Annotated in this window: 13 protein-coding genes; 6 read left to right on the top strand and 7 right to left on the bottom strand. The window is 68.4% G+C overall.

Annotated elements, in window-relative coordinates:
• The first annotated feature begins 97 nt into the window (after nt 1-97).
• The 5 genes from F3I16_RS13825 (at nt 98) to ftsH (ending at nt 6,142) form a co-directional block, all read left to right on the top strand.
• The gene (locus F3I16_RS13825) at nt 98-976 is read left to right on the top strand and encodes an acyl-CoA dehydrogenase (protein ID WP_160494159.1); all 879 of its coding nucleotides are present in this window, start codon (nt 98-100) and stop codon (nt 974-976) included.
• Nucleotides 977-1,271: 295 nt separating this feature from the next.
• A complete protein-coding gene (locus tag F3I16_RS13820; protein WP_160494158.1) occupies nt 1,272-2,057 on the top strand; it encodes an MBL fold metallo-hydrolase in 786 nt (261 codons plus the stop codon).
• Between the two features lie 184 nt (nt 2,058-2,241).
• Nucleotides 2,242-2,817, top strand: coding sequence for a YceI family protein (locus tag F3I16_RS13815; protein WP_160494157.1), 576 nt, complete (start codon nt 2,242-2,244; stop codon nt 2,815-2,817).
• Nucleotides 2,814-3,971, top strand: a complete 1,158-nt coding sequence (locus tag F3I16_RS13810; RefSeq protein WP_160494156.1) for a phosphatidylserine/phosphatidylglycerophosphate/cardiolipin synthase family protein — start codon at nt 2,814-2,816, stop codon at nt 3,969-3,971. The genes F3I16_RS13815 and F3I16_RS13810 overlap by 4 nt, the downstream gene beginning before the upstream one ends.
• Nucleotides 3,972-4,324: 353 nt before the next feature.
• Nucleotides 4,325-6,142: an ATP-dependent zinc metalloprotease FtsH gene (gene ftsH / locus F3I16_RS13805; protein WP_160494155.1), complete on the top strand. Its 1,818-nt coding sequence runs from the start codon at nt 4,325-4,327 to the stop codon at nt 6,140-6,142.
• Between the two features lie 340 nt (nt 6,143-6,482).
• Here the strand turns inward: ftsH and F3I16_RS13800 are convergent, their stop codons facing one another.
• From F3I16_RS13800 to F3I16_RS13770, 7 genes are all read right to left on the bottom strand, one after another.
• Nucleotides 6,483-7,100 carry a hemolysin III family protein gene (locus F3I16_RS13800; protein WP_160494154.1) on the bottom strand — a complete coding sequence of 206 codons (618 nt, stop codon included), beginning with the start codon at nt 7,098-7,100 and terminating at the stop codon, nt 6,483-6,485.
• Between the two features lie 103 nt (nt 7,101-7,203).
• Nucleotides 7,204-9,777: an EAL domain-containing protein gene (locus tag F3I16_RS13795; protein ID WP_160494153.1), complete on the bottom strand. Its 2,574-nt coding sequence runs from the start codon at nt 9,775-9,777 to the stop codon at nt 7,204-7,206.
• Between the two features lie 76 nt (nt 9,778-9,853).
• Nucleotides 9,854-10,720, bottom strand: a complete 867-nt coding sequence (locus F3I16_RS13790) for an MBL fold metallo-hydrolase (protein ID WP_160494152.1) — start codon at nt 10,718-10,720, stop codon at nt 9,854-9,856.
• 328 nt (nt 10,721-11,048) lie between these two features.
• The gene (locus F3I16_RS13785; protein WP_160494151.1) at nt 11,049-12,821 is read right to left on the bottom strand and encodes an acyl-CoA dehydrogenase C-terminal domain-containing protein; all 1,773 of its coding nucleotides are present in this window, start codon (nt 12,819-12,821) and stop codon (nt 11,049-11,051) included.
• 123 nt (nt 12,822-12,944) lie between these two features.
• On the bottom strand, nt 12,945-14,582 hold the full coding sequence (locus tag F3I16_RS13780) for a cation acetate symporter (protein WP_160494333.1): 1,638 nt from the start codon (nt 14,580-14,582) through the stop codon (nt 12,945-12,947).
• 38 nt (nt 14,583-14,620) lie between these two features.
• On the bottom strand, nt 14,621-14,947 hold the full coding sequence (locus F3I16_RS13775) for a DUF485 domain-containing protein (RefSeq protein WP_160494150.1): 327 nt from the start codon (nt 14,945-14,947) through the stop codon (nt 14,621-14,623).
• A 120-nt stretch (nt 14,948-15,067) separates the two neighbouring features.
• Nucleotides 15,068-16,690, bottom strand: coding sequence for an acyl-CoA synthetase (locus F3I16_RS13770; RefSeq protein WP_160494149.1), 1,623 nt, complete (start codon nt 16,688-16,690; stop codon nt 15,068-15,070).
• 230 nt (nt 16,691-16,920) lie between these two features.
• Between F3I16_RS13770 and F3I16_RS13765 the strand changes: the two genes are divergently transcribed.
• Complete coding sequence (locus F3I16_RS13765) at nt 16,921-19,197, top strand: PAS domain S-box protein (RefSeq protein ID WP_160494148.1); 2,277 nt, start codon at nt 16,921-16,923, stop codon at nt 19,195-19,197.

The following is a 19,197-nucleotide window of genomic DNA, read 5'->3' as shown; positions in this document are numbered from 1 at the left end:
GCCGGTGTCACCTCCGTGAATGTTCGGTGATGCTTGCGTGACAGCCGATTTCGTCGTGCCTGCCGCTCAGAGTCGATTCGATAACAAGGAGTCCCCCATGCCCTGGCAGTCCCTGCTGCAAACCCGCGACCGCCTGCCGGCGAGCGACCTGGAAAGCTGGTACGCCGCTCTGCTGGAGCGGGTCGGCGAGGCCACGCCGTTCGATCTGGCTTCGCTCGGCGGGCGTCTGGCGGCGACGCCGGGGCTGGCCTTCCTGGCCGGTTACCAGGCGGCGTTGCGCGCCCTGTGGCCGGCGGCGCCCTGGTCGCTGGGCGCGCTGTGCGTGACCGAGAACAAGAGCACCCGCCCGGCGGACATGAGTACCCGCCTGCAGGGCCTGCACCTGAGCGGGCGCAAGGATTTCGTCACCGCCGCCGAGGCTGCCGACTGGCTGCTGGTGGCGGCGCGTTGCGAGGAGGCCGGCAGCCCGCCGCGCCTGGCTCTGGGGGTGGCGCGCAACGGTGCCCCCGGCGTGCGCATCGAGCCGCTGCCGGCATTGCCGCTGATGCCGGATATCGGCCACGCCCGCCTGCACCTGGACAACGCCCTGTGCGAGCTGCTGCCCGGCGATGGCTGGGATGCTTACGTGAAGCCCTTTCGCAGCATCGAGGACGTGCACGTACTGACCGCCGTGAGTGCCTGGCTGTATGGCGTCGGCCAGGACGGCGCCTGGCCGCAGGCCCTGCAGCTGCGCCTGCTGGGCCTGCTCGCGGGTTGCGCCGAGGTGGCGCGGCAGTGCCCCAGCGCGCCGGCCAGCCATGTGCTGCTGGCCGGGCTGTTCGCCCAGTTCGCGGCGCTGCGCGGCGAGGTCGATGCCGCCATGGCCGGCGGCCCGGCCGAGTGGGCGGCGCTGTGGCAGCGTGATCGCAACCTGCTGGAAATCGCCCGCACGGCGCGCGAAAAGCGCCTGGAGAAGGCGCTGCAGGCGCTGGCCTGAGGCGAGGCACGGAGCCGTTCTCGCGTAGGGTGCGCCGTGCGCACCGGCAGACATATACCGGTCTCTGGTGCGCACGGTGTTCAGGCAGGGGACATGGGTAACGGCGCACCCTACGCAAGCGGCGCCAGCCCAGGAGTCAACGGGTTCTCTCGGCCGAAAATGATCGTGACCATGTTCTTGGCGGGCTACCGGGCGGGTCCCAATCCCGCCTGCGTGAAACCCCGCTTTGATCCAGGTCAGTGAGGCTGTGGCGGGCTTCGGCTATGGTCACCACGCATTTTTCTGTGAGGTTTCCATGCGCCGCGAGCCCATCGTGCTGTTTGATAACGGCAGCCACCAATGCCTGATGTTCGATGACCTGGTCAGCGGCGAGGGTGTGCAGTCCAACCAGTTCCTGATCACCGACAACGAGCAGTACCTGCTGCTCGATCCGGGCGGCGACCTGACCTACACGCCGCTGTCGCTGGAGCTGTCCAAGCACATCCCGGTGCAGTCGCTGACCTACATCTTCGCCTCCCACCAGGACCCGGACATCATCGCCTCGCTGGACAAGTGGCTGCTGCACACCAAGGCGCGGGTGATCTGCTCCAAGCTGTGGGCGCGCTTTTTGCCGCACCTGACCGCCAACTACCTGGCCCTGAGCCATGGCATCAACACCTACGACCGCATCATCGCCCTGCCGGATCGCGGCCAGTCGTTCCCCCTTGGCAAGTGCCAGCTGAAGGCCGTGCCGGCGCACTTCCTGCACTCGGTGGGCAATTTCCAGCTGTACGACCCGGTCAGTCGCATCCTCTTCTCCGGCGACATGGGCGCCTCGATGGTCGACGACGCCAGCCCGGTGAGCGACTTCGTCAACCATATCCCCAGCATGGCCGGCTTCCACCGCCGCTACATGGCCAGCAACAAGGCCTGCCGCTTCTGGGCGCAGATGGTGCGCGAGATGAACGTGGCGATGATCGTGCCGCAGCACGGCCGGCCCTTCGTCGGCGAGGCGATGATCAATGCCTTCCTCGACTGGATCGAGCGCCTGGACTGCGGCCTGGACCTGATGACCCAGGAAGACTACCGCCTGCCGGACTGAGGTCGCGGCGTTCCCTGGCATTTCCCTGTGCCAAGAGCGGCTCTGTGGTCTCGGCAGAGTGCCCGTGATCGGCGCCGCCCGAGCCGGGCGGTGCCGCTCGGTGCGGGCGCAAAGCCGCACACGGGTTTGCAAGGGCGGTGCGGCCGGCTATCGTTGCGCTCAAATCGCCACGCCAAGTCAGCCCATGCCCAAGTTCTACGCTGTTCTGCTCGCCACCTGCCTGGCCCTACCGGCGCATGCCGACTGGTACCTGGACAACGAGTCCTCGCGCCTGTCGTTCATCTCCACCAAGGCCGGCAATCTCTCCGAAGTGCACCGCTTCCTCACCCTGCACGGCAAGGTCGACGGCCAGGGTGCGGCGCGCCTGCGCATCGAGCTGGACTCGGTGAGTACCGGCATCCCGCTGCGTGACGAGCGCCTGCGCAACCTGCTGTTCGACGTCGGCACATTCCCCGAGGCCAAGGTCATGGCCCAGCTCGACCTGGGCCTGATCACCGACCTGGCGCCGGGCGCCCAGCTCGAACTGCGCCTGCCGATCCAGGTGGAGATCCGCGGGCGCAAGCACGGCTACATGGCCGAGCTGCTGGCCACCCGCCTGGACGACCGGCGCTTCCAGGTGGTGACCCTGGCGCCGCTGGTCCTGCATGCCGACGAGTTCGGCCTGGGCGACGGCGTCGAGGCCCTGCGCCAGGCGGCCCGGCTCTCGACCATCAGCCTGTCGGTGCCGGTCGGCGCCGTGATGATCTTCACCGCGCGATGACGGGCACCATCTTTCCCTGGAAAGCCGGCAACCGCTTTAACCTGCTGGTCGATGGACCGGCCTTCTTTCCCGCCATGCTCGCCGCCATCGCCGGCGCCCGCCAGCGCGTGGTGCTGGAGCTGTACCTGGCCGAGGACGGGCGCTGCAGCGAGGCCCTGGTTGCCGCGCTGGCGGCGGCGGCGCAGCGCGGCGTGGCGGTGCACTGCCTGTTCGACGACTTCGGCTGCCTGGGCCTGGGCGCCGCGCTGCGCCAGCGCCTGGGCGCGGCCGGCGTGCAGCTGCGCCTGTACAACCCGCTGCGCTGGCGCCGCGGGGTGCGCAACCTGTACCGCGACCACCGCAAGATCCTGGTGGTGGACGAGGCCTGCGCCTTCGTCGGCGGCACCGGCTCCACCGATGCCTTCTGGAACCCGCAGGCCGCCGAGAGTGCCTGGCACGAGGTGATGGTGCGCATCGAGGGGCCGCTGGTGGCGCACTGGCTGTTCCTGTTCGACTACCAGTGGCAGGCCTGCGCCGGCCAGCTGCCCTGGCGGCCGGTGCCCAGCGCCGGGCTCAGCCACCTGCCGCCCAGCCCGGCGGTGGGCCAGGGCATGGGCCGGGTGGCCTACGCCAACGCCCGCCAGCACCTGGACATCGTCCACTCGCTGCTGCGCAACGTGAACCGGGCCAAGCGCCAGGTGTGGCTGGCCACCCCGTATTTCCTGCCCAGCTGGAGGGTGCGGCGCACCCTGATCAAGGCGGCGCAGCGCGGCGTGGAGGTGCGCCTGCTGCTCACCGGGCGCAACACCGACCACCCGCCGATCCGCTACGCCGGCCAGCGCTACTACCCCAAGCTGCTCAAGGCCGGCGTACGCATCTACGAATACCAGCCGCGTTTCCTGCACCTGAAGATGGTGCGCATCGACGACTGGGTCAGCGTCGGTTCCTGCAACTTCGACCACTGGAACCTGCGCTTCAACCTCGACGCCAACCTCGAGGCCCTCGACCCGCAGTTCAGCGCCGAGGTGGCCGACTGCTTCGTCGCCGACTTCGCCGTCAGCCGCGAGATCAGCCTCGACGACTGGCAGAGCCAGCCCTGGGGCAGCCGTCTGCGCCAGCGCCTGTGGGGCTGGCTGGATCGCCTGGTGGTCAACCTGCTGGACCGCCGCCGCTAAGAACCTGTTTACGATCTGCTGCGCGTCGGCCATCCGGCGTTAAAAACAGCCTCGGAAAGCCGCTTGCGGCTAACGCGCTTCAGCGCGACCCGAAGGGCGAGTGAAACGAGTACTGCTCATTTACACTTTGTAAACTCCGCGTCCTCGCCCGATTGATTCGCTGGCGCTCACCCTTCGGGCCAGCCTGCGGCTGTTACTCCCGCTGGTCGTTGCGCCTTGTCTGGCTCTAGCTCGCGAGATCCTAAACAGGTTCTAAGCCGCGCAGCCTGCGCAATGCGCCGCGTTGGCTATGGTGAAGGGAGGGGGCCGGCGTTGCGGCCCTGACCGTCGGTTTGGGCGCGCGAGGACATTCCATGCGGGAGCAGGCACCGTTCCACATCAGCTACTGGGTCATCGCCGTGCTGGTGTTCATGGCCATCCAGTACCTGCTGGCCCTGCAGCAGCCGGTGGCGCAGATCAGCTACAGCGAGTTCGAGCAGTACCTGCGCGAGGAGCGCATCGCCGAGCTGGCGATTTCCGAGCGGCGCATCGAGGGCCTGCTCAAGGAACCGCGCACCGATGGCAGCCAGCGCTTCGTCGCCAACCGCATCGACCCGGCCCTGGCCGAGCACCTGCAGCAGTACCCGGTGCGCTATGCCGGCAAGATCGAGAGCACCCTGCTGCGCGACCTGCTGTCGTGGATCCTGCCGGCGCTGATGTTCTTCGCCATCTGGCTGTTCCTGCTCAAGCGCATGGGCGGCGGCATCGGCGGCGGCATGCTGCAGATCGGCAAGAGTCGCGCGCGGGTCTACGTCGAGACCGAGATGAAGGTGACCTTCGCCGATGTCGCCGGGGTCGACGAGGCCAAGGCCGAACTCAAGGAAATCGTCGACTTCCTCAAGGACCCGCAGGCCTACGGCCGCCTCGGCGGGCGCATGCCGCGCGGGATCCTCCTGGTCGGCCCGCCCGGCACCGGCAAGACCCTGCTGGCCAAGGCGGTGGCGGGCGAGGCGCAGGTGCCGTTCTTCTCCATTTCCGGCTCGGAGTTCGTCGAGCTGTTCGTCGGCGTCGGCGCGGCGCGCGTGCGCGACCTGTTCGAACAGGCGCGCAGCAAGGCGCCGGCGATCATCTTCATCGACGAGCTGGACGCCCTCGGCCGCGCCCGCGGCATCGGCCCGCTGGGCGGCGGACACGACGAGAAGGAGCAGACCCTCAACCAGCTGCTGGCCGAACTGGACGGCTTCGACACCTCCAGCGGCCTGGTCCTGCTGGCGGCCACCAACCGCCCGGAGATCCTCGACCCGGCGCTGCTGCGCGCCGGGCGCTTCGACCGCCAGGTGCTGGTCGACCGCCCGGACAAGCTCGGCCGCGTGCAGATCCTCGGCGTGCACCTGAAGAAGGCGCACCTGGGGCGCGATGTCGACCCGCAGGAAGTCGCCGCGCTGACCCCGGGCTTCACCGGTGCCGACCTGGCCAACCTGGTCAACGAGGCGACCTTGCTGGCCACCCGGCGCAATGCCGACGCGGTGGACATGCAGGACTTCACCGCCGCCATCGAGCGCATCGTCGCCGGCCTGGAGAAGCGCAACCGCCTGCTCAACCCGCGCGAGCGCGAGGTGGTGGCCTACCACGAGATGGGCCACGCCCTGGTGGCCATGGCGCTGCCCGGCTCGGACCCGGTGCACAAGGTGTCGATCATCCCGCGCGGCATGGGCGCGCTGGGCTACACCATCCAGCGGCCGATCGAGGACCGCTTCCTGATGAGCCGCCCGGAGCTGGAAAACAAGATGGTCATGCTGCTCGGCGGGCGCGCCGCCGAGTGGCTGGTGTTCGCCCAGCTCTCCACCGGCGCGGCGGACGACCTGGCCAAGGTCACCGACATCGCCCGCGCCATGGTCACCCGCTACGGCATGAGCGAGCGCCTCGGCCACATGACCCTGGAGCGCGACCCGCACACCTTCCTCGGCGAGGGCCTGCCGGGCTGGAAGCCCCAGCACGACTATGCCGAGAGCACCGCCACGGCGATCGACGAGGAAGTCCAGGCGCTGATCGCCGCCGCCTTTGCCCGCAGCCTGGCCCTGCTGCAGGAGCGCCGCGCGCTGCTCGAACGCTGCGCCCAGCGCCTGCTGGCCGAGGAAACCCTGGATGCCAAGGCCCTGCAGGCCCTGTGCGAGGTGCCGGCGCTGCACTGAGGCAAGGGGGCTGTAGGTTGGGTTGAGGCGCAACGCGACGAAGCCCAACTAGCCGGCCCGTTGGGCTTCGCTACGCTCAACGCCAACCTACCCAGCACTCCTGCCCTTGACCATGCAAAGGCTCTGTCCCCGTTACCTGTTGCATCCGTCATCGCGCTTGGCTGGGAGCGGATTCATCCGCGATCAACAGGCCGCTCGGCGCGGGCTCCGATCGCGAGTGAATTCGCTCCCACGCAACCAGCAGCCTGCTAGGGCCTGTTCTCCGGCTCTCGCAGGGGGCGCCACGTGCACGGGCCTGCGCTCGTGGCGGCTGACAGGGGCGTGAACGGCTGCTTCGGCGTCAGAGCACGTAGCGCAGGATCGCCACGTAGTGCAGCAGGCTGCCGGCCATGACGAACAGGTGCCAGATGCCGTGCCAGTGGCGGAAGCGGCTGTCGAAGGCGAAGAAGATGATGCCCACCGTGTACAGCACGCCGCCGCTGGCCAGCCAGATGAAGCCGTCGCGGCCGAGGGCGGCCAGCAGTGGCTCGATGGCCACCAGCACGATCCAGCCCATCACCGCGTAGATCACCAGCGACAGCACGCGGGCCTCGGAACGCGGCTTGATCTCCTGCAGCATGCCGAGCAGGCCCAGGCCCCAGACGATGCCGAACAGGCTCCAGCCCCAGGTGCCATGCAGGGTGACCAGGCAGAACGGCGTGTAGCTGCCGGCGATCAGCAGGTAGATGGACAGGTGGTCGAGCTTGCGCAACACCACTTTGGCCCGGCCGCGCAGGCTGTGGTACAGGGTGGAGATGCTGTACAGCAGTACCAGGGCGATGCCGTAGATGGCCACGCTGACGATCTTCCACGGATCGCCGTCGAGGCTGGCCACGACCAGCAGCCAGATGGCGCCGATGCAGGCCAGCAGGGCGCCGATCAGGTGCGTCCAGGCGTTGAAACGTTCCCCGTGGTACATGGTGCGAACCTCTGAGTAGCGTGACGGTGAAGCGGCTGCGGGGGCAGCCGGGCGTCACTATAAGGGTTTGCAGTGTACAGGTGTACTCTGGAATGCGGGCTGGTTACTCGGTCAGCTCCAGGCGGCTCGGGCGGGGCCAGTCGTGCAGTTGCTCGGCCGGGCCGGGCTTGGCGAACAGGTAGCCCTGGTACAGCGAGCAGCCGATCTGCAGCAGGGCGTCGCGCTGTTCGGCGGTTTCCACGCCCTCGGCGAGTACCTGCAGGTCCAGGCTCTGCGCCAGGGCCACGATGGCGCGCACGATGGCGGCGTCGTTGGGGTCGCTGAGCAGGTCGCGGACGAAGCAGCGGTCGATCTTCAGGCGCGTCAGCGGCAGGCGTTTGAGGTAGCTGAGCGAGGAGTAGCCGGTGCCGAAGTCGTCCAGCGAAAAGCGCACGCCATGGGCCTGCAGTTGCAGCATGCGCTGGATCATTTCCTCGATGTCGCTGGCCAGGTGGCTTTCGGTCAGCTCCAGCTCCAGGCGCGCCGGGTTGGCCCCGGTCTGCTTGAGTATCGCCAGCACATCGCTGACGAAGTCCGCATGGTGCAGCTGCCGGGCGCTGACGTTGACCGCCAGGGGCAGCTCGGCCAGCTCGGCGTCATGGCTCCAGGCCACCAGCTGTTCGCAGGCCGCCTGGAGGATCCAGCGACCCAGCGGCAGGATCAGGTCGGTGCTCTCGGCCAGCGGGATGAATTCGCCGGGCGGGATCAGCCCATGCTGCGGATGCTGCCAGCGCACCAGGGCTTCGGCGCCGATCAGCCGGCCCAGGTGATCGACCTGGGGCTGGTAGTGCAGCAGGAAGTGCCGCTCGCCGATGCTGTGGCGCAGGTCGGTTTCCAGGCGGATGCGGGCCAGGGCGGCAGTCTGCATCTGCGGGTTGAAGAAGCGCACGATATTGCGCCCGGACGCCTTGGCCTCGTACATGGCCAGGTCGGCGCGCTTGAGCAGTTCCTCGACCGTGCTGTGGGCATCGGAAAACAGTGCCACACCGATGCTGGCGGTGCTGCTGTGCTCATGGCCGTTGAGGTCGTAGGGCTCGGCCAGGCTGCCGAGCAGCTTGTTGGCGACGGTTTCGATCTCGACCAGGGCCTTGGCCGGGGTGCTGGACAGGCGTTCGAGCATCAGCACGAACTCGTCGCCGCCCAGGCGCGCCAGGCTGTCTTCCTCGCGCAGCAGGCCGCGCAGGCGCAGGGCCACCTGCTGCAGGAGCTGGTCGCCCATGGCATGGCCGAGGGTGTCGTTGAGGGTCTTGAAGTTGTCCAGGTCGATGAACAGCAGGGCGCCTTCCTCACCGCTGCGGGCGTGGTGGGCGAGGGCGTGCTGCAGGCGGTCCTGCAGCAGGCGGCGATTGGGCAGGCCGGTCAGCGGGTCGAAGAAGGCCAGCTGGTGGATCTGTTCGAGGTTCTTCTTGTGCTCGGTGATATCGGTGGAAATGCCGCACAGGGCATAGATGGTGCCATCCGGGCGCCGCAGCGGCAGCTTGACCGTCAGGTAGGCATGCTCGCTGTTGTCGGCGAGGTTGCGGTTGACCTCTTCGATCTGCACCCGCTCGCCCTGCTGCAACACGCGCAGGTCATTGCGGCGCAGGTTGTCCACGGTGTTGGCGTCGAAGAAGGCGCTGTCGCTATGGCCCAGCACTTCTTCGCGCGAGCGGCCGAACAGTTCGCAGACCTTGCGGTTGGCGTACTGGTAACGCAGCTGGGGGTCCTTGATGTAGATGAAGGCCTCGACACTGTCGAGGATGGTGTTCAGGCGCAGCTCGCTGGCACTCAGGTGGCGGGTCTGCTCCGCCACCCGGCGGCGCAGCAGCAGCGCGCCGCCCAGGGCGAGGAGGAACAACGCACTGAGCGTGGCCAGGCCCCACCATAAACTGGTGGGGACGCGCAGTTGCGGGGGCTTGCCGCCCCAGCGCTGGATGATCTGGTAGTAGAGGGAGTCGGGCTGCTCCTGCCACTGCTTGAGGTGGCGGTCGATGGCTGCCAGCAGCGGGGCGTGGCGGTCCTTGCCGGTGGCGTAGAACAGTCGGGCCGGCTGGAACATGATCGGGGTACTGCTCAGGCCGTACTGGTCGGCGTGGTAATCGCCGAAGCGCTGGTTGGCCACGGCCGCGTCGGCTGCACCGCTGCTGACCAGCTTGAAGCCCTGGGCCAGGCTCTGCACGGGCAGCAGCTGGGCCTGCAGGCCGAAGCTGAGCAGCAGTGCCTTGAGGTGCTCTTCCTGCACCGAACCGGCCAGCACGGCAATGCGCCGGTCGTTGAGGTCGAGCAGCGAGTTCAGGCGCAGCTCCTGCTGGCTGTAGATCTGCGACCAGCTGAACAGCGCCGGCAACTGGTGGAAGTCCAGGTAACCGGCACGCTCTTCGTTCCAGGCCGTATCCGGCAACAGGTCGATGCGCCCGTCGCGGGTCAGTTCCAGGCATTGCTGCCATTCGCAGGGCACCGCCTGCAGCTCCCAGCCTTCGCGCTGGGCGATTTCGCGCAGCAGTTCGCCGAAGATGCCGGACAGCTGGTTGTCGTTGTCCAGCAGCAGTTTCGGTTCGTTGGCGTAGACGCCTACGCGCAGAGGCTGGTGCTCCGCCAGACTGGGCGGAGCCAACGCGGCGGCACACAACAGCAGGGCGGGCCAGAGGCGCAGTGGCATAGGCAGGTGGTCTTCGATCCGTTGCAGATAGTTGCAACCTTAGGTGAAAACCCTGCGTTTGGCTTGCGCTTCTGAGCTATCTGGCCAGTTGGCGCAGTGCCGGGTGGGTCTCGCACAGGCCGTAGCGCTGGCTGTCGTCGCGTACCACGCGGCCCATGGCGATCCGCGGGTCGTGGGTGAACAGCAGGCGCCCGCCGCGGGCCAGCAGGCTGTCGAGCAGGCGTTCCTTTTCCTCGATCAGGCCTTCGGGGAAGCGGTCGTAGCCCATGGTCAGCGGCAGGTGCACCCAGGGTGCGCCGGGTACCAGGTCGCCGGCGAACACCACCGGGCCGTCGGCCATGGCCACTTCCGGCAGCAGCTGGCCGGGGGTATGGCCGTCGCTCCAGTGCAGGTGCCAGTCGGCGCCCAGCAGCGGCGACTGGCCCTGCTGGTCGAGCAGCTGCAGGCGTCCGCTGGCTTCCAGCAGGTCGAGCAGTTCGGGGATGAACGAGGCGCGGTCGCGCGGGTGCGGGTTGCGCGCGCGCTGCCACTGGCGCCGCCCGGTGAGGTACTGCGCGTTGGGGAACAGCAGGCGCGCCGGCTGGCCGTCCTGCCAGGCGGCGAGCAGGCCGCCGGCGTGGTCGAAGTGCAGGTGGGTGAGCAGCACGATGTCGATATCGGCATCGCTCAGGCCGACCTCGGCCAGGCTGTCGAGCAGCACGTGGCGCTCTTCCTGCACGCCGAAGCGCTGCTTCAGCTCGGGGCTGAAGAAGGCGCCGATGCCGGTCTCGATGAGGATGTTGCGGCCCGGTTCCTGGACCAGCAGGGCGCGGCAGCCGAGGTCGATGCGGTTCTGTTCGTCGGCCGGCATCCAGCGCTGCCAGAGGGCCTTGGGCGCATTGCCGAACATGGCGCCGCCATCGAGTTTCTGGCTGTTGCCGCGCAGGGTGGTGAGGGTTCGCATGGGCAGTGGCCTCCGTGGCGCAGTAAAAAGGCTATGTCCCAATAGCGTGTTGCACAGGCCATCGAGCTTGAGTGGGAGCGGATTTATCCGCGATAAACCGGCAGCTCGGCGTAGGCGCTGATCGCGAATGAATTCGCTCCCACGAACAGCCAGAGCAGCCACCACGAGCGTTTGAGCCAAACAACAGCGAGGCGTAGCAACGCGTAACAGGTACATAGCTAATAAAAAAGCGCGACGCCTCGGTGGGGGACGCCGCGCAAACACGCTCAATCGTACTGGCCGCCTGCAGGAGCGCTTGCCGCCACTCCCGCAGGGGCCGGGGGGCCGGTCAGAACTGCTCGGCGCCGAGGCCGAACAGCGCGGCGCTGCCGGCGCGGATGCTGGCTTCCAGGCCCAGGGTGCGCGGCAGCAGGTGGCTGAAGTAGAAGTCCGCGGTGGCCAGCTTGCCGGCGTAGAAGGCCTCGTCGGCGCTGCGCTGCTGCGCGGCGACCCGGGCCATGCGCGACCACAGCCAGGCGTAGGCGGTGTAGCCGAACAGCTGCAGGTACTCCACCGCGGCGCCGCCGACCGCGTGCGGGTTGCCGGGGGCCTGCTCCAGCAGCCAGGCGCTGACGCCTTCCAGGCGCTCGACCGCGGCCAGCAGCTGGCTGCGGTAGGGCGTGTCGGGCGCCGCGGCATAGTCGCGGATCTCGCTGGTGAACTGGCGCAGGGCGGCGCCGCCATTGGCCACCACCTTGCGCCCGAGCAGGTCGAGGGCCTGGATGCCGTTGGTGCCTTCGTAGATCTGCGCGATGCGCACGTCGCGCACCAGCTGCTCCTGGCCCCATTCGCGGATGTAGCCGTGGCCGCCGAACACCTGCTGGCCGTGCACGCAGCTGTCCAGCCCGCTGTCGGTGAAGAACGCCTTGGCCACCGGGGTGAGCAGGGCGACCAGGCTCTCGGCGCTGCGCTGCTCGTCGGCATCGACGGCGAACTTGGCCAGGTCGAGCTGCTGGCCGACATAGCTGGCGAAGGCGCGGCCGCCTTCGGTCATGGCCTTCATGGTCAGCAGCATGCGGCGCACGTCGGCATGCACGATGATCGGGTCGGCGGCCTTGTCCTGGGCCTGCGGGCCGCTCGCCGAGCGGCTCTGCAGGCGCTCGCGGGCGTAACTCACGGCATTCTGGTAGGACGCCTCGGCGCAGCCGATGCCCTGGATGCCGATGGACAGGCGCTCGTAGTTCATCATGGTGAACATCGCCGCCAGGCCCTTGTTGGCCTCGCCGATCAGGTAGCCGGTGGCGCCGTCGAAGTTCATCACGCAGGTGGCCGAGGCCTTGATGCCCATCTTGTGCTCGATCGAGCCGCAGGACACGGCGTTGCGCGCACCCAGCGCACCGTCGGCACCCACCATCAGCTTGGGCACCAGGAACAGCGAGATGCCCTTGGGCCCGGCCGGGGCGTCCGGCAGCTTGGCCAGCACCAGGTGGATGATGTTTTCGGTCAGGTCCTGCTCGCCGCCGGTGATGAAGATCTTGCTGCCGCTGATCCGGTAGCTGCCGTCGGCCTGGGGTTCGGCGCGGGTGCGGATCAGCCCCAGGTCGGTGCCGGCATGGGCTTCGGTGAGGCACATGGAGCCGGCCCAGCGGCCTTCGTACATCGGCGGCAGGTAGGTGTGCTTCAGCGCTTCGCTGGCGTGGGCGTCGATGGCCAGGCAGGCGCCGGAGGAGAGCGCCGAGTACAGGGCGAAGCTGGAGCCGGCGGCATAGAGCATTTCCTCGAACTGCACGGCGAGCATCTTGGGCATGCCCATGCCGCCGTAGGCCGGGTTGCCGGACAGGCCGACCCAGCCGCCTTGGATGTAGGTGGCGTAGGCCTCCTTGAACCCCGCCGGGGTGGTGACCGCGCCCTGGCGCCACTGCGCGCCTTCCTCGTCGCCGCTGCGGTTGAGCGGGGCGATCAGGCCGCCTGTGACCTTGGCTGCTTCCTCGAGGATGGCGTCGGCGGTCTGCGCGTCCACCGTCTCGGCCAGGGCCGGCAGGCGGGCCCACAGGGCGGGGGCGTCGAACACTTCGTGGAGGACGAAGCGCAGGTCACGCAGGGGGGCGTTGAATTCGGGCATCGGGCACCTCAATCGGGCGCCGGGGCGAGCCCCGGCGAGTCGTGGAAGAAAAAAGGGCCGTTGCAGGCAACGGCCCGTAGGGTCAGGCGGACACCGAGTCACCGCCTGACAGCGTCACTCGTTTCAATGGCTGGAGGCCGCGGCGGCGCCCAGGCCGGTCTGCGCGCGGACGAACTGGTCGTCGAAGGCGGCGCGTTCACGTTCGGCGCGGGCGCTGCGGTCCAGCTTGGAGACCACGACTATGACCAGGAAGGCCAGCGGCATGGAGAACAGCGCCGGGTGGTCGTAGGGGAAGACCGCCTGGGCATGGCCGAGCACGGTGACCCACACGGCCGGCGACAGGATCACCAGCAGCAGCGCGCTGATCAGGCCGACGAAGCCGCCGAGCAGGGCGCCACGGGTGGTCAGGCCCTTCCAGTACATGGCCATGATCAACACCGGGAAGTTGGTCGAGGCGGCCACGCCGAAGGTCAGGCCGACCAGGAAGGCCACGTTCATCTTCTCGAACAGGATGCCCAGCAGGATGGCGACGATGCCCAAGCCGACGGTGGCGATGCGGGTCACGCGCATCTCGTCCTTCTCGCTGGCCGTGCCCTTCTTCAGCACGGTGGCGTACAGGTCGTGGGAGATCGCCGAGGCGCCGGCCAGGGCCAGGCCGGAGACCACCGCGAGGATGGTGGCGAAGGCCACGGCGGAGAGGAAGCCGAGGAACAGGTTGCCGCCCACGGCCTTGGCCAGGTGCATGGCGACCATGTTGCCGCCGCCGATCAGCGCGCCCTGGGTGTCGCCGCCGACGAAGAACTGCGGGTCCTTGCCGACGATGACGATGGCGGCGAAGCCCAGCACCATCACCACCAGGAAGAAGAAGCCGATGAAGCCGGTGGCGTAGAACACCGACTTGCGCGCTTCCTTGGCGTTGGGCACGGTGAAGAAGCGCATCAGGATGTGCGGCAGGCCGGCGATGCCGAACACCAGGCCGAGCGACATCGAGGCGGCGTTGATCGGGTCGGCGAGCATGCTGCCCGGACCCATGATGGCGATGCCGATGGCATGCGCGTCGACCGCCTGGCTGGCCAGGGTGTCCAGGCTGAAGCCGAACTCGGCCAGGGCCAGGCCGGCCAGGGTGGTGCCGCCGGCAAGCAGCAGCACGGCCTTGATGATCTGCACCCAGGTGGTGGCGATCATGCCGCCGAAGATCACGTAGACCAGCATCAGCGCGCCGACCACCATCACCGCGGTGGAGTAGTCGAGGCCGAACAGCAGCTTGATCAGCTGGCCGGCGCCGACCATCTGCACCACCAGGTAGCAGCACACCACGGTCAGCGAGCCGAAGGCGGCGAAGGTGCGGATCTGCGTCTGGTCGAGGCGGTAGGAGACGATGTCGGCGAAGGTGTACTTGCCCAGGTTGCGCAGGCGCTCGGCCATCAGGAAGGTGATCAGCGGCCAGCCGACGAAGAACGCCACGGTGTAGACGAAGCCGTCATAGCCCTTGGCGAACACCAGGCTGGAGAGGCCGAGCAGGGTGGCGGCGGACATGTAGTCGCCGGCGATCGCCAGGCCGTTCTGGAAGCCGCTGATGCCGCCGCCGGCGGTGTAGAAGTCGGAGGTCGACTTGGTCTGCCGCGCGGCCCACCAGGTGATCATCAGGGTGCCGAGGACGAAGACGAAGAACATGCCGATGGCGTGCAGGTTCATCGGCTGTTTTTCCGCGACTATGGTCGGCGCGGCGAACGCGTCGAAGGGCGCCAGGGCGATCGCCATGGCCGCCCAGGCCAGGCTCCAGTGCAGGTTGCGCAGGTTCATTTCAGTTCCTCCAGCAGTTGTGCGCCGAGGGCGTCGAATTTGCTGTTGGCGCTGCGTACGTACCAGCCGGTGAGCAGCCAGGACAGCACGATGATCGCCGCCGCCACCGGGATGCCGAGGGTCAGCTGGCGCCCTTCGCCGAGCGGGGCGTGCAGCCACTGCGGGGCGAAGGCGACGACCAGCATGAACAGGTAGTAGGCGCCGAGCACGCTGGCGCTCAGGCCCCAGGCCAGGCGCGAACGGCTGCGCACCAGCTGCTGGAATTTCGGGTTGGCGCGGATGCGCTCGCAACTCTGTGCATGACTCAAGTCAGCAGGGGACATGGAAGGGCTCCTTGTTTTTGTTGTGGCCGGATGGCCCCGCGCGGCGTTTGCCGGCCGCAGGGCGCCCTGGCGACAGGCGCGGGCCTGTCACCGGGGTGGTGCTCGGGAGAAAGTGGGTGCTTACAGGGCCTTGGCCATGTCGCGCAGGACGAACTTCTGGATCTTGCCGGTGCTGGTCTTCGGCAGCTGGGTGAAGACCACGGTGCGCGGCACCTTGAAGCCGGCCAGGTGCTCGCGGCAGAAGGCGATGATGTCCGCCTCGCGCACGGCCTGGTGGTCGGCCTTGAGGGTGATGAAGGCGCACGGCGTCTCGCCCCACTTCTCGTCCGGGCGGGCCACCACGGCGGCTTCCAGGACGCCGGGGTGGCGATACAGCACGCCCTCGACCTCGATGGTGGAGATGTTCTCGCCGCCGGAGATGATGATGTCCTTGAGGCGGTCGCGGATCTCCACGTAGCCGTCCGGGTGGCACACGGCCAGGTCGCCGGTGTGGAACCAGCCGCCCTCGAAGGCCTCGGCGGTGGCGCTGGGGTTCTTCAGGTAGCCCTTCATCACGGTGTTGCCGCGCATGAAGATCTCGCCGATGGTCTCGCCGTCGCGCGGGGTCGGTTCCAGGGTCTTCGGGTCGGCCACCATCACCCCTTCCAGGGTCGGGTAGCGCACGCCCTGGCGCGCCTTGATCACGGCGCGCTCGTCCAGCGGCAGTTCATCCCACTCGGCATGCCAGGCGCACAGGGTGACCGGGCCGTAGACTTCGGTGAGGCCGTAGACGTGGGTGACGTGGATGCCCATTTCCTCGACCGCGCCGATCACCTTGGCGGGCGGCGCGGCGCCGGCGACCATGGCCTTGACCGGGTGATCGATGGCCGCCTTGGCTTCGGCCGGCATGTTGACCAGGGCGTTGAGCACGATCGGCGCGCCGCACATGTGGCTGACCTGCTCGTCGCGGATCAGGGTAAGGATCTTCGCCGGGTCGACCCGGCGCAGGAACACGTGCACGCCGGCCAGGGCGGTGATGGTCCAGGGGTAGCACCAGCCGTTGCAGTGGAACATCGGCAGGGTCCACAGGTACACGGGGTGGTTGCCCATGGCCCAGGTCATCTGGTTGCCCAGCGCGTTCAGGTAGGCGCCGCGGTGGTGGTAGACCACGCCCTTGGGGTTGCCGGTGGTGCCGGAGGTGTAGTTGAGGCTGATCGCCTGCCACTCGTCGTCCGGCCACTGCCAGGCGAACTCGGGGTCACCTTCGGCGAGGAAGGCTTCGTAGTCGAGGCTGCTGACCGCCTGGCCTTCGCCGTATTCTGGGTCATCCACGTCGATCACCAGCGGCGGGTGGTCGAGCATGCCGACGGCGGCATGGATCACGTCATAGAACTCGCGGTCGGTGATCAGCACCTTGGCTTCGCCATGCTGCAGCATGAAGGCGATCGCCTCGGCATCCAGGCGCACGTTGAGGGTGTTGAGCACGGCACCGATCATCGGCACGCCGAAATGCGCTTCGAGCATCTGCGGGATGTTCGGCAGCATCACCGCCACCGTGTCGCCCTTGCCGATGCCGCGGCCGGCCAGGGCCGAGGCCAGGCGCCGGCAGCGCGCATAGGTCTGCGCCCAGGTGCGGCGGATCGAGCCGTGCACCACGGCCGGGTAGTGCGGGTAAACGCTGGCCGTGCGCTCGATGAAGCTGAGCGGGCTGAGGGCGATGTGGTTCACGGCGGCAGGGGCAAGACCCTGTTCAAAGATCGACATGCTAGGCACCCGGTGGCTGATTGTTAGCTCTGATGCTGCCCTGACTCATTCGGTCGGCAAGGGCAGTAGATGATTCGGGGTGTTTTATATAGGAATGTCGGTCTTATATGGAAGTACTACCTGAGTATTATAGTATTTGTACTATAAGTGCTCGGCATAAGACTGAATGCCTACAGCCACTGCATAAGGCTGCATATATGCTAGCCCGACAAACCCCTACAGGACGGCCGATGTCCCGGATTCCGCTTCGACTCCACACCTGGTTGCGCCTGCAGCGCGAAGACGTGCCGCTGAGTGCCCGCGCCGATGCGCTGTGCCGCGTGCTGCGCGGCTGCGCGGAGGTGCGCCAGGCGTACTACCTGAGCTGGCAGGAGGCTGCCGGCATCTATGCCCACGAGGGCAGCGGCCAGCACCTGCCGCCGGGCCAGGGCGACCCGTCGCTGGCCAGCGACCGGGCGCTGTTCGAGCGCCTGGGGCAGGAGGGGCGGCTGAGCCTGGAACAGGTGCGCAAGCTGGATGTGTGGCTGGCCGGGCGCCTGCGCCGCGCCGCCATCAGCCACGGCCAGGTGTTCGAGCTGGGCCTGGCGGCGGGGCAGGGCGGGCTGCTGCTGGTCGAGGTGGCGGAGGGCGTGAGCCTGGACTGGCTGGGCTGGGTGCAGGAGCTGCTGAGCACCCTGCTCGGCCTGCTCAACGGCCTGCTGCGCGCCTCGCCGCTGCTCGGCCACGATCCGCAGCCGAGCCTGCTGCTGGATGCCCAGGCGCGCCCGCTGGAGCTCAACGCGGCGCTGCTGACGCTGCTCGCCGACCTGCCGATGAGCCAGGTGCTGCGCCTGCTGCCGGTCAACCATGCGGCGCTGGTGCGTGCCTGCCTGGAGCAGCGCCGCGCCATCGAGGCGGTCGAGGCGCAGTGCGATGCGCGCATCCTGGTCTGGACCTTTATCCCCGACCCGCAGGAGCAGCGCGTGCTGGCGCGCTGCCAGGACGCCACCGAGCAGGTCCTGGCCGAGCGCGAGGCGGCCAAGGCGCGGCGTTTGTACCGGCTGATCACCGAGAACACCACCGACCTGATTTCCCGGCACACCCCGGACGGGCGCTTCCTCGATGCCTCGCCGGCCTCCTGGACGCTGCTCGGCTACTGGCCGGAAGAGCTGCGCGGGCAACTGGCCCAGGGCCTGTTCCATGCCCGCGACCTGGCCCAGCTGGTGCAGCGCACCCGCGATGCGCTGGAGCAGGACGGCTACCACACCATGACCTACCGCATTCGCCATCGCGACGGTCACTACCTGTGGTTCGAGACGGCCAGCCGGGCCATCCGCGAAACCTATACCGGGGCGGTGGTCGAGGTGGTCAGCGTGTCGCGCGACATCACCGCGCGGGTGCAGGCCGAGGAGAACCGCCGGCGCCTGGCCGAGGTGGTCGAGGCCAACACCGACCCGGTGCTGTTCATCGACCCGGACGGCCGCGTCACCTACCTCAACCCGGCGGCGCGGCGCACCCTGCGCCTGGCACCCGAGCAGGGTATGCCGGCCCTGGCCGAGCTGCTGGCGGCCGACGACCTGGCGCGGCTGCAGCGCGACGGCTGGCGCAGCGCCGAGCAGGCCGGGGTGTGGAGCACCGACCTGCGTCTGCGCCCGGCCGATGGCGGCGCCTCGGTGCCGGTGTCGCTGGTGCTGCTGGCGCACCGCGCCGCCGGGGGCGAGCGCTACTACTCGCTGGTGGCGCGCGACATGACCGAGCGCGAACTGCGCGAGGCCCAGCAGCGCCGCCATCAGGACGAACTGGCGCATACCGCGCGGCTGGTCACCCTCGGCGAGCTGGCATCCGGTATCGCCCATGAGATCAATCAGCCGCTGGCGGCGGTGGTCAACTACGCCAGCGCCAGCCAGCGCTACCTGCAGGCGCTGGGCAGCAACCCGCAGGCCGCCGAGCGGGTGGCCCAGGGCCTGGAACGCATCACCGAGCACGCCAACCACGCCTCGGCAGTGATCAAGCGCCTGCGCGCCTTCCTGCGCAAGGGCCAGCGGCGCATGCAGGCGCTGGATGTGGCCGAGGTGGCGCGCGAGGCGGTGCGCCTGTGCGCCTGGGAAGCCGACGCCTGCCAGGTGGCGATCGACGAGCAGTTGCCGGACAATCTGCCGCCGGTCTACGCCGACCGGGTGCTGCTCGAACAGGTGCTGCTCAACCTGCTGCGCAATGCCATCGAGGCCAACCGCGAGGCGCATCCGCGGCAGCCGTCGAGCATCCTGCTGGTGGCCCGGCCGCTGGCCGAGGGGCGGCTGGAAATCGACGTGCGCGACCAGGGACCGGGGGTCGGCGAAGCCGAGCTGGAACGCATCTTCACCCCCTTCTACACCAGCAAGCCGGACGGCCTGGGCCTGGGCCTGTCGATGAGTCGCAGCATAGTCGAGGGCTTCGGCGGTTCCCTCGACGGTGTGCGCGAAGCGGGCGGCGGCCTGCTGATGCGCTGTCGCCTGCCGGCCATAGAACAACAACGAGATCAGGAGTAA

Source organism: Pseudomonas sp. L-22-4S-12, assembly GCF_009799935.1.
Classification (GTDB): Bacteria; Pseudomonadota; Gammaproteobacteria; order Pseudomonadales; family Pseudomonadaceae; genus Aquipseudomonas.
Note: the sequence above shows the minus strand (reverse complement) of the source record. Positions and strands in the feature narration are given on the sequence as shown.